The 12733-nt window shown below is 41.6% G+C and carries 6 protein-coding genes; all 6 read right to left on the reverse strand.

The annotated features are described in order from the left end of the window. Positions 1-13: 13 nt before the first annotated feature. Entirely contained in the window at positions 14-2143 is a 2130-nt protein-coding gene (fusA, locus tag FYJ25_RS04375) for an elongation factor G (RefSeq protein WP_096241212.1), read from the reverse strand. Positions 2144-2215: 72 nt separating this feature from the next. Further along, a complete protein-coding gene (gene rpsG / locus FYJ25_RS04380) occupies positions 2216-2686 on the reverse strand; it encodes a 30S ribosomal protein S7 (protein WP_005344954.1) in 471 nt (156 codons plus the stop codon). A gap of 177 nt (positions 2687-2863) precedes the next feature. After that, positions 2864-3277, reverse strand: a complete 414-nt coding sequence (gene rpsL, locus FYJ25_RS04385) for a 30S ribosomal protein S12 (RefSeq protein WP_022169347.1) — start codon at positions 3275-3277, stop codon at positions 2864-2866. Positions 3278-3597: 320 nt separating this feature from the next. Beyond that, the gene (gene rpoC / locus FYJ25_RS04390) at positions 3598-7269 is read right to left on the reverse strand and encodes a DNA-directed RNA polymerase subunit beta' (RefSeq protein WP_096241213.1); all 3672 of its coding nucleotides are present in this window, start codon (positions 7267-7269) and stop codon (positions 3598-3600) included. 22 nt (positions 7270-7291) lie between these two features. Further along, positions 7292-11128 (reverse strand): DNA-directed RNA polymerase subunit beta, encoded by a 3837-nt coding sequence (gene rpoB, locus FYJ25_RS04395; protein WP_096241700.1) that lies wholly within the window; start codon positions 11126-11128, stop codon positions 7292-7294. A 916-nt stretch (positions 11129-12044) separates the two neighbouring features. Then, a partial coding sequence (locus FYJ25_RS04400) for a transposase (RefSeq protein WP_205677379.1) occupies positions 12045-12733 on the reverse strand: 689 nt, incomplete at its 5' end.

Below are 12733 nucleotides of genomic sequence, written 5' to 3' on the forward strand. Positions count from 1 at the left end.
TTTATCTATGAAATTATTTGTTCTGAGCTGCTAAATGAGCATCCAGAATCTTTTCCTGTACGTTCTTAGGAACTTTTTCATAGTGATCAAAGAACATGGAGTAGTTACCACGTCCCTGAGTTCTAGAACGTAAATCTGTAGAATATCCGAACATTTCAGATAATGGTACGAAACCATGAACGATACGTCCGCCACCTACATCTTCCATACCTTCGATACGTCCACGACGGGAGTTGATATCACCGATAACGTCACCCATGTATTCTTCAGGCATTGTTACGTCAACCTTCATGATAGGCTCAAGTAATGCAGGATCTGCTTTCTTCATAGCATCCTTGAATGCTAAGGAACCCGCTACCTTAAATGCCATTTCAGAAGAATCGACTTCATGGTAAGATCCGTCGTATACTGTAGCGTGTACACCAACAACAGGGAATCCACCAAGAATACCAGCTTTGGATGCCTCTTCGATACCAGCACCAACTGCAGGGATGTATTCTTTAGGAATAGCACCACCAACAACTTCGGAATCGAATTTGAATGTTTCTTCTCCGTTAACGTCCATAGGCTCGAAACGAACTTTACAGTGTCCGTACTGACCACGTCCACCGGACTGTTTAGCGTACTTAGAATCGATATCAACTGCTTTTGTGAAGGATTCTTTGTATGCTACCTGTGGAGCACCAACGTTAGCTTCTACTTTGAACTCACGAAGGAGACGGTCAACGATGATCTCAAGGTGAAGCTCACCCATACCAGCGATGATTGTCTGTCCTGTTTCCTGATCTGTATGAGCGCGGAAAGTAGGATCTTCTTCTGCAAGTTTTGCAAGGGCTTCTGCCATCTTGCCCTGTCCAGCTTTTGTCTTAGGCTCGATAGCGAGCTCGATAACTGGATCTGGGAATTCCATAGACTCAAGAATTACTGGATGCTGTTCATCACAGATTGTATCACCAGTAGTAGTAAACTTAAATCCAACTGCTGCTGCGATATCTCCTGAGTATACTTTATCTAATTCCTGACGTTTGTTGGCATGCATCTGAAGGATACGTCCAACACGCTCCTTTTTGCCCTTTGTAGCATTTAAAATGTAAGAACCGGAATTCATTGTTCCTGCATATACGCGGAAGAAAGCAAGCTTTCCAACGAATGGGTCTGTCATGATCTTGAATGCTAAAGCTGCAAATGGAGCATCATCAGAAGCAGGAACTTCTACTTCATTACCTTCTAAGTCCTGACCTTTGATAGCTTCTACATCTGTAGGAGCTGGCAGATATTCGATGATAGCGTCAAGAAGCTTCTGAACACCTTTGTTTCTGTAAGCTGTACCACAGCAAACAGGAACCATTGTACAGTTACATGTTCCTTCACGAAGAACTCTCTTTAAGTCTTCAACGCTTGGCTCTTCTCCATCAAGGTAAGCCATCATTAAATCATCATCTGCTTCACAGATTTTTTCAACCATATCTGTGTGATATAATTCAGCATCATCCTTCATATCTTCTGGAATATCAATAATGTCAATGTCTTCACCCTTCTCATCGTTGTAGATGTAGGCTTTCATTTCCATTAAGTCGATAATTCCCTTGAAGTCATCTTCCTTACCGATAGGAAGCTGAATAGGAATCGCGTTTTTACCTAATCTTGTTTTAATCTGATCTACTGCACCGTAGAAATCAGCACCCATGATATCCATCTTATTGATGAATGCCATACGTGGTACATTATAGGTGTCTGCCTGACGCCATACATTTTCGGACTGTGGTTCAACACCGCCCTTTGCACAGAAGACACCAACAGCGCTGTCCAATACACGAAGAGATCTTTCTACCTCTACTGTAAAGTCAACGTGTCCTGGGGTATCAATAATATTGATACGATGCTCTAAAGCACCTTTTTTAGGTTTACAATTCTCTTCCAGAGTCCAGTGACATGTTGTGGCAGCGGAAGTGATTGTGATACCTCTTTCCTGCTCCTGTTCCATCCAGTCCATGGTAGCAGTACCTTCATGAGTATCACCAATCTTGTAATTTACACCAGTGTAATAAAGGATACGCTCTGTTAATGTTGTCTTACCAGCATCAATGTGGGCCATAATACCAATATTTCTGGTTCTCTCAAGTGGATATTCTCTTCCAGCCAAGGTTTTTTCCTCCTATAAAATGTATCCGGATGGCTGCATAATCTATGCAGCACATCCTGTGTAAATAACTTATTAGAATCTGTAATGTGCGAAAGCTTTGTTTGCTTCTGCCATTTTGTGCATATCTTCTTTTTTCTTTACAGATGCACCAGTGTTGTTCGCTGCATCCATAAGTTCTTTTGCAAGACGCTCTTCCATAGTCTTTTCACTTCTCTTACGAGAGTAAAGAGTGATCCAACGAAGAGCTAATGCCTGACGTCTGTCTGGTCTTACGTCGATAGGTACCTGATAAGTAGCACCACCGATACGTCTAGCCTTAACTTCCAGAGCTGGCATAATGTTATTCATAGCCTCTGTAAATACTTCTAAGGCATCTTTTCCTGTTTCTTCCGCAATGCGGTCGAAAGCACCGTAAACGATTTTCTGTGCAACACCTTTCTTACCGTCTAACATGATGTTATTGATAAGCTTTGTTACCACTTTGTTATTGTAAATAGGATCTGGTAATACATCCCTTTTTGCGATATGTCCTTTACGTGGCACGGTTCTTCCCTCCTTAATTAAATGTGATTTTCATTTCTTCATTTCCATGAGGAAATGAAATATTAAATCATCGGTACTCATGGAAACTTCTGTTTCCGTTGTTCATGCTCGGACAAGTCAATATATTGCCTGCAACCAACAGAGAAAATATTGCTATTCCGGCATTCTCACTGATATTTATTTCTTAGGTTTCTTAGCACCGTATTTGGAACGAGCCTGGCGTCTGTTTGCTACGCCTGCTGTATCAAGAGTACCACGTACGATATGATATCTTGTACCTGGTAAATCCTTTACTCTTCCTCCACGGATAAGAACAACACTATGTTCCTGAAGGTTATGTCCTTCACCTGGGATATAGCTTGTTACTTCGATACCGTTGGAAAGACGTACTCTGGCAATCTTACGAAGCGCTGAGTTAGGCTTCTTAGGAGTTGCTGTCTTAACGGCTGTACATACTCCACGTTTCTGTGGTGAGCTGGCATCTGTTGGTCTTTTCTTTAAGGAGTTAAATCCTTTCTGAAGAGCAGGTGCCGTGGATTTCTTTGCTACAGACTGTCTTCCTTTTCTAACTAACTGGTTAAAAGTAGGCATTCTGAAATTCACCTCCATGCATATTTTCTAATGTGGTTGCTAATAGTTTCTTCTCTGGGCTAAACCAATATGACAAGTCATCTTGATTATACCCTCATGTGGGCATAGTTATACATCTGCACACAATTAGAGATTATATCTTTAAAAAAACTTTTTGTCAAGAGAATTTTTTTATTTTGTTGTAACTGACAAAAACCTGGAATTCTTCTCAACGGCGATAAAAAAACAGATATGCAACAGATGCATCCTTTCATATAATGATACGAAACATCTGTAGCATATCTGCTTTTTATTTTTATCTTTTTAATTTCTAAACCAGATTACAGGTTTTCAGGTTCTAAAATTATTGCATTATCATCTGACTTCTGATTTTGCACTTCTTCCATGGAAGGGTAATCCGCATCGTAGTCAAATTCATCTACTTCTTCGATTTCATTTACTACTTTTCCTGTATTGAGGTGAAGGTTACGATACTTCTTTAAGCCTGTTCCTGCTGGGATAAGCTTTCCTAAAAGTACGTTCTCCTTCAGACCGATCAGTGGATCGATCTTTCCTTTGATAGCTGCATCGGTAAGAACCTTTGTTGTTTCCTGGAAGGATGCGGCTGATAAGAAAGAGCTTGTTGCAAGAGAAGCTTTTGTGATACCAAGAAGTGTCTGCTCTGCTGTTGCAATTTCTTTTCCTTCTGCAAGAAGTCTCTCATTCTCATCTTCTAATTCAAGAATATCGATGAGTGCTCCTGGAAGATACTTGCTGTCTCCAGCTTCTTCAATACGAACTTTCTTAAGCATCTGGCGAACAATGATCTCGATATGTTTATCATTGATATCTACACCCTGCAGACGGTATACACGCTGTACTTCTCGCATCATGTAATCCTGTACTGCTTCTGCGCCTTTGATTCTTAAGATATCGTGAGGATTTACAGAACCTTCTGTCAGTTCAGCACCGGCCTCTAAGTAAGTGCCGTCGAGAACTTTAATACGGGAACCATATGGAATGATATAGCTTCTTGTTTCTCCACTATCTTCATTCACAATAGTAATCTCACGTTTTTCTTTTGTTTCTTTTACATCTGCACGACCGGCGATCTCACTGATAATTGCAAGACCCTTTGGCTTACGTGCTTCAAAAAGCTCCTCGACACGAGGAAGACCCTGTGTGATATCATCACCGGCTACACCACCGGCATGGAATGTACGCATGGTAAGCTGTGTACCAGGTTCACCGATGGACTGGGCAGCAATGATTCCGACTGCCTCTCCAACCTGTACTGCCTGACCAGTTGCAAGGTTGGCACCGTAACATTTAGAACATGCACCGTTATGGGACTTACAGGTTAACATTGTTCTGATCTTAACCTTTTCATATCCGGCATTAACGATTGCTTTTGCACGCTTTGGAGTGATCATGCAGTTAGCTTCAACGATAAGGTTGCCTTCTGCATCTTTATAATCTTCTGCTGCATAACGTCCGCTGATACGGTCTTCTAATGTTTCGATTGTTTCTTTTCCATCCATGATTGCTTCTACATACATGCTTGGAATCTTGTTTGTTCCTTCACAGCAATCCTGCTCGCGGATGATCAGTTCCTGTGATACGTCTACAAGACGTCTTGTCAGGTAACCGGAATCGGCTGTACGAAGCGCTGTATCAGAAAGTCCCTTTCTGGCACCATGTGCAGAAATAAAGTACTCCAGTACGTCAAGACCTTCACGGAAGTTTGACTTGATAGGGAGCTCGATCGTACGTCCGGATGTATCGGCCATCAATCCACGCATACCTGCAAGCTGCTTGATCTGCTGGTTAGAACCACGGGCACCGGAGTCAGCCATCATGAAGATGTTATTGTACTTATCAAGACCACTGATCAGTTTATCTGTAAGTTCGTTATCGGCAGCGAACCATGTCTGTACTACTGCTTTATAACGTTCTTCTTCTGTCATGAAACCACGTCTGTACTGTTTTGTAATGTACTCAACCTGTTTCTGGGCTGCTGCAAGGATATCTGCTTTTTCTTTTGGTACTGTCATATCTGAAATAGATACACTCAACGCACCGATTGTAGAATATTTATATCCAAGAGCTTTAATATTATCAAGAACCTCTGCTGTCTTCGTTGTACCATGTACACTAATACAACGGTCAAGGATCTGTTTTAACTGTTTCTTACCACACTGGAAATCAACTTCTAACTTTAAGAAGTTATCTGGATCAGAACGATCAACAAAACCTAAATCCTGAAGGATGATTTCGTTGAAAAGAAGGCGTCCCATTGTACAATCTACAATACGGCTTCCCATTGTTCCGTCCGGTCTCATTCCTCTTCTCTTTACTTTAATTCTGGAATGAAGAGTGATTACCTTGTTCTCATAAGCAAGATATGCTTCATTTTCAGACTTAAAGCACTTACCTTCGCCTTTTGCTCCTTCTTTTTCCATAGTCAGGTAGTAAATACCAAGGACCATATCCTGTGAAGGAACAGCTACTGGCGCACCATCTGATGGTTTCAGCAGGTTATTAGGAGAAAGTAAAAGGAAACGACACTCTGCCTGCGCTTCCTGAGAAAGTGGCAGATGGACAGCCATCTGGTCACCATCGAAGTCGGCATTGAAGGCTGTACATACTAATGGATGCAGCTTGATTGCTTTACCTTCTACTAATGTTGGTTCGAATGCCTGAATACCAAGACGATGTAAGGTAGGGGCACGGTTTAACATAACCGGATGTTCTTTAATAACATCTTCAAGTACATCCCAAACTTCAGGCTGTAACTTCTCTACCATCTTCTTAGCAGACTTAATATTGTGAGCAAGACCGTTTGCTACAAGTTCTTTCATAACAAATGGCTTAAACAACTCGATCGCCATCTCTTTTGGAAGACCACACTGATAAATCTTCAGTTCCGGTCCTACTACGATTACAGAACGTCCTGAGTAGTCAACACGCTTACCAAGAAGGTTCTGACGGAAACGGCCCTGTTTACCCTTTAACATATCGGAAAGAGATTTTAATGCTCTGTTTCCTGGTCCTGTTACAGGACGGCCACGACGACCGTTATCAATTAACGCATCTACCGCTTCCTGGAGCATACGCTTTTCATTACGGATAATGATATCCGGAGCGCCAAGTTCTAACAATCTCTTAAGACGGTTATTACGGTTGATGATTCTTCTATATAAATCATTTAAATCAGATGTTGCAAAACGTCCACCATCTAACTGAACCATTGGACGGATATCCGGAGGGATAACCGGAACAGCGTCAAGTACCATCCATTCCGGAGAGTTTCCGGACAGACGGAACGCTTCTACAACTTCTAATCTCTTAATATTTCTAGCTTTTTTCTGTCCACTGGCGTTCTTAAGACTCTTCTTAAGTTCTTCTGCTTCTGCTTCAAGATCAATCTCTCCAAGAAGTTCTTTGATTGCCTCAGCACCCATTCCTACGCGGAAGCTTCCAAGACCTTCTTCAGAATCTCTGTACTCCTCTGTAACACGACGGTACTCTGCATCAGAGATAACATCCTTCTTGCTTAAGTTTGTTGTTCCTGGATCAAGAACTACAAAGGAAGCAAAGTATAATACTTTTTCAAGTGCCTTTGGAGACATATCAAGGATTAATCCCATACGGCTAGGGATTCCCTTGAAGTACCAGATATGGGATACCGGAGCTGCAAGCTCGATATGTCCCATTCTCTCTCTTCTTACACTGGCCTTTGTAACTTCTACTCCACATTTATCACAGACAACGCCTTTATAGCGGATCTTTTTATATTTACCACAGTGACATTCCCAGTCCTTGCTTGGTCCGAAAATTCTTTCGCAGAACAGACCATCTTTTTCCGGCTTTAAAGTACGGTAGTTAATGGTTTCCGGCTTTTTTACCTCACCATGAGACCACTGACGAATCAGTTCCGGAGACGCAAGTCCGATCTTAATGGCGTCAAAATTAACCGGCTGTTCAACTGTTTGGTTATTCATATCAGACATAGGTTACTCCTTCCAAACTATCTTACAAATCGGAATCACCGAAAGGCATTCCTGCAAACTCTGGCTGTGCATCCACCTGTCCGGTTTCTTCTTCCAGAGTACTTTCTTTGTAGCCATACTCTCCAAGATTGCTCTCATCCTTATAATTATTATCATCCGGACTGCTCTCAATCACTGAAGTAAGGGATTCATTAATTGTTTCACTGCCTTCCTGAAGCTCAATCTCTGTCATATCTTCTTTTAAGACACGAACGTCAAGAGCGAGGGACTGGAACTCTTTAAGAAGTACCTTAAAGGATTCCGGAATACCAGGTTCAGGAATATTCTCACCTTTGATAATCGCTTCATATGTCTTAACACGACCTACTACATCATCAGACTTCACAGTTAAGATTTCCTGAAGAGTATAGGAAGCACCATAAGCCTCAAGAGCCCAAACCTCCATCTCTCCGAAACGCTGTCCACCGAACTGTGCTTTACCACCCAGTGGCTGCTGTGTTACCAGTGAGTAAGGACCAGTAGAACGTGCATGAATCTTATCATCTACTAAGTGATGCAGCTTCAGATAATGCATGAATCCGATGGAAACTGGTGAATCAAATTCCTGTCCGGTACGTCCGTCACGAAGCTGAACCTTACCGGTACGGTCGATTGGAACACCCTTCCATTCTTCTCTGTGGTCACGGTTATCCCAGAGATATTTCATAATATCATCGTTAACCTTGTCACCCCAGCGTTCTTCAAATTCTTCCCATGTCTTATTGGCATAATCATTAGCCATCTCAAGAGTATCCATAATATCGTTCTCGTCTGCACCATTAAATACCGGTGTTGCTACATTAAATCCAAGCACCTTAGATGCAAGACTTAAATGAAGCTCTAAGACCTGTCCGATGTTCATTCGGGAAGGTACACCTAATGGGTTCAGTACGATATCAAGTGGACGACCATTCGGAAGGAATGGCATATCCTCTACTGGAAGTACACGGGAAACTACACCCTTGTTACCATGACGACCGGCCATCTTATCACCAACAGAAATCTTACGCTTCTGTGCAATGTAAACACGCACAGACTTGTTAACTGTCGGAGGAAGCTCATCGCCATTCTCTCTTGTAAATACCTTTGTGTCCATAACAACACCATAAGCGCCATGTGGAACACGAAGGGAAGTGTCACGAACTTCTCTTGCTTTTTCACCGAAAATAGCACGAAGAAGTCTTTCTTCTGCAGTAAGTTCTGTCTCTCCCTTAGGAGTAACCTTACCTACCAGAATATCTCCGGCATGAACTTCTGCACCGATACGGATGATACCATTCTCATCCAGATCTTTTAATACATCTTCACTCAGTCCTGCAAGATCTCTTGTGATCTCTTCCTGACCAAGCTTTGTATCTCTTGCCTCTGCCTCATATTCTTCGATATGAACAGATGTATATACATCATTCTGTACAAGACGTTCACTTAACAGTACGGCATCCTCGTAGTTATAACCTTCCCAAGTCATAAATCCGATCAGAGGGTTCTTACCAAGAGCCATCTCGCCGCCACATGTAGAAGCACCATCTGCAAGGATATCTCCTGCCTCAACATGGTCTCCCTTATTTACGATTGGTCTCTGATTCATACAGTTACCCTGGTTGCTTCGGGAGAACTTGATTACGTGATACGTATCACGAATTCCGTCTTCTCTCTTTACAATAATCTCTTTACTTGTAGAATACTCAACAGTACCTGCATGATGTGCGATAATACATACACCTGAGTCACGTGCAGCCTTTGCTTCCATACCAGTACCAACAACAGGAACTTCTGTCTTTAACAGAGGTACGGCCTGACGCTGCATGTTTGATCCCATCAGAGCTCGGTTCGCATCATCGTTCTCAAGGAAAGGAATCATAGATGTAGCTACGGAGAATACCATCTTCGGAGATACGTCCATTAAGTCAATTCTTGACTTTCTAAATTCAGATGTTTCCTCTCTGTAACGACCGGAAACGTTTGTATGAATGAAATGTCCTTCTTCATCTAACGGTTCGTTGGCCTGTGCTACTGTGTAGTTATCTTCTTCATCAGCAGTAAGGTATACAACCTCATCTGTTACTACAGGATTCTGTGGATCACTCTTATCTACCTTACGGTAAGGAGCTTCTACAAAACCATATTCATTAATTCTTGCATAAGTTGCAAGAGAGTTGATCAGACCGATGTTAGGACCTTCGGGAGTCTCTACAGGACACATTCTTCCGTAGTGGGAATAGTGTACATCTCGAACCTCGAATCCGGCACGATCTCTGGAAAGACCACCAGGACCTAATGCGGAAAGACGTCTCTTATGTGTAAGCTCAGATAATGGGTTATGCTGATCCATGAACTGAGATAACTGAGAACTTCCAAAGAATTCCTTTACAGCAGCAGTAACCGGCTTGATATTAATTAATGTCTGTGGAGAAATGGACTCAATATCCTGCGTTGTCATACGCTCTCTGACAACTCTTTCCAGACGGGATAAACCGATTCTGTACTGGTTCTGTAACAACTCACCAACAGCACGGATACGACGGTTACCTAAGTGGTCAATATCATCGTCATTACCAACACCATATTCCAGATGGATATTGTAGTTAATAGAAGCTAAAATATCCTCTCTTGTGATATGCTTTGGAATCAACTCATTAATATTCTTGCGAATCTGTGCTTTAATTTCATCTATATCATCATATTCTTCTAAGATTTTTTCAAGGGCTGGGTAATATACAAGTTCAGTAACGCCCACTTCCTGAGGATCAACATCAACAAAACTTGTGATATCTACCATCATGCTGGAAAGGACTTTTACTTCTTTCTCTTCTGTCTCTACATATACATATGGAACTGCTGCGTTCTGGATCGTGTCAGCCTGTTCTTTTGTAAGTCTTACACCTGCCTCAAAAATGATCTCGCCTGTAGAAGGATCAAGAACATCCTGTGCCAGTCTATGTCCTGCAATACGGTTGCGGAACATTAACTTCTTATTAAATTTATAACGTCCTACCTTCGCAAGATCATAACGTCTTGCATCGAAGAACATACTGTTGATCAGACTCTCTGCACTGTCAACAGATAAAGGTTCGCCCGGACGAATCTTCTCGTATAACTTCTTAAGACCTTCCTGATAGTTTGTTGCTGTATCCTTCTCAAGAGTTTTTAAAATCTTAGGCTCTTCTCCGAATAATTCCTTAATTTCGGCATTGGTTCCAATGCCAAGAGCTCTGACAAGTACAGTAACAGGAACCTTTCTTGTACGGTCAACACGAACATAAAATACATCGTTGGAGTCTGTCTCGTATTCCAGCCATGCACCACGGTTAGGAATTACGGTACAAGAATATAACTTCTTACCAATCTTGTCGTGGCTGATCGCATAGTAAATACCTGGAGAACGAACTAACTGACTGACGATAACACGTTCCGCACCATTAATTACGAAAGTACCTGTTTCCGTCATCAATGGCAGATCACCCATAAAAATGTCGTGCTGTTTAAAATCATCTGTTTCCTTATTATGGAGACGAACTTTCACTTTTAAAGGAGCTGCATATGTTGCATCACGTTCTTTACACTCCTCGATTGAATACTTTCTATCCTCTCTACAAAGCTGAAAGTCCACAAACTCCAGGCTGAGCTGTCCGCTGTAATCCGTGATAGGCGAAATGTCCTCAAAAACCTCTTTCAATCCATCTGTAAGGAACCACTTGTAGGAATCTTTCTGGACTTCTATAAGATTCGGCATATCGAGAACATCTTTTTGTCTGGCATAGCTCATTCTGATGTTTTTGCTTCCCGGAATTCGCGTTGGACGCAGTCTATTCTTTTCCATCGATGTTTTCACCCCTTGAATAATCATAATGTAAAATCTTCTGGTTACTTTCCAATAGGCATACAGACCCATTGTGAATCAGTTTATTATCATAGCACATCTGTCAAGCTATGTCAACTAATTTTTTTCTCTTATTTTTGATTTTTTCCATTTTTTTCGCCAGTTAAACATAGACACAAAAATACTTCCATATAATATGTATAAAATAGCAGTAAAAAAGCACCGAATTTCAGCAACTTTTTTAATTTGACAAAATGGAGAAGTGATTACTATTTGATTCATTAGGGGGAAACAGACGAAAAAAGAAATACTGTCATATCCCATCTGCTCTGTAGTCGCTGTGTTTAAGATGCTCATCCGCATCTTAAACACGCTCCCAAGCCGCATCTGGGATATGACAGTATTTCTTTTTTCTGTGTTTTGGCTCCAGAAGGAATGAACGCAATAGTCTTTGGGGGGAGAAGGTGGAGAAATCAGAAGACTACTGCTTGCTCAGAAGATATATCTCTTGAGAAAAATGATATATTACAACAATATAATGGTGCATTTATCATATACAATGATAGCTGGCAATATCATCTTATCATCATTGACAGCATCGCGGAAATAGTATCAGAATAAGCCATAACCTTCTATCCCCTTCCCCATCTCTCTTCCCAAATACTATTTCATTCATTCCTTCTGGAGCCAACAAGCAGAAAATAAAAAGAATAGACCATCGCAGCTGTAATGCGAGAACAGATAAATAAAATTCCATGACAGAGATATCTTCCGAGCAAGTAGTAGACTTCTGACTTCTCTTCCTTCTCCCCCCCACAGCCTGTCCGAAAACCTTATTTTTAGGCATAAATTTAGCCCCTTTCCTTCATCTGTGACATTGAAAACTGAATAAAATACACAGGATGAAGAAAGAGGCTTATGCCTGTTCCATCAATTCCATCATTTTTTGAAATCCAAGGAGATTCTTCGCCCGTTCCAGGTTATAACCCAGACAAAAGAGCGCAAACTCTCCAGCCACTTTCCGTATTCCCCTTAAAAGAAAATAAGTGGCTCCCATTGCTCGTTTTATTGTTCCAAACGGATGCTCCGACAGGCACATCCTCCGGCTCATCTTTTCTTTATCCGGTTTCAGGAAAAACTTCACAACCTTTCTTTTTTCATAATGCCATTTTTCACCCGTTTTCGTTTCCTCCGGCTTCTTTCCTTCGGCTTCCAGCCAGCCCTTACATGGTTTTACCAGCTGATCTTTGGTAAAGTCGATCTCTTTCCATTCGCCTTTTCCCTTGTAACACTTATTGCGGTTCGGGCAATGTTTACACGCATTTTTATTGGCATAGCGGATATTCCCGTTTTTCTTTATGCTCTTCTGTCTCAGGGTTTCCCCAGCCGGACAGTATACCAGGTTTCTCTCAGGATCTCTGACAAAATAACCTTCTTTTGCTTTTTCCTGCATTTCCTCAGGACTTCCATAAACACTGCTGTTTTCCCGTTTTTCATCCACCACTTTACGACGGACTGTTTCTACCTTCATATCCTGTATCACTTCTGCATAAACTTCCGGTATCTTACCTGCATGCAGTGCTTTCTTCAGTTCTTCTGGCTCTG

Source organism: Anaerobutyricum soehngenii (assembly GCF_009697165.1).
Lineage (GTDB): Bacteria > Bacillota > Clostridia > Lachnospirales > Lachnospiraceae > Anaerobutyricum > Anaerobutyricum soehngenii.

What these genes read in the sequence shown, in the direction of transcription:
- rpsL (WP_022169347.1), bottom strand. Translation starts at nt 3,277, where the DNA reads ATGCCTACTTTTAACCAGTTAGTTAGAAAAGGAAGACAGTCTGTAGCA.
- rpoC (WP_096241213.1), bottom strand. Translation starts at nt 7,269, where the DNA reads ATGTCTGATATGAATAACCAAACAGTTGAACAGCCGGTTAATTTTGAC.
- rpoB (WP_096241700.1), bottom strand. Translation starts at nt 11,128, where the DNA reads ATGGAAAAGAATAGACTGCGTCCAACGCGAATTCCGGGAAGCAAAAAC.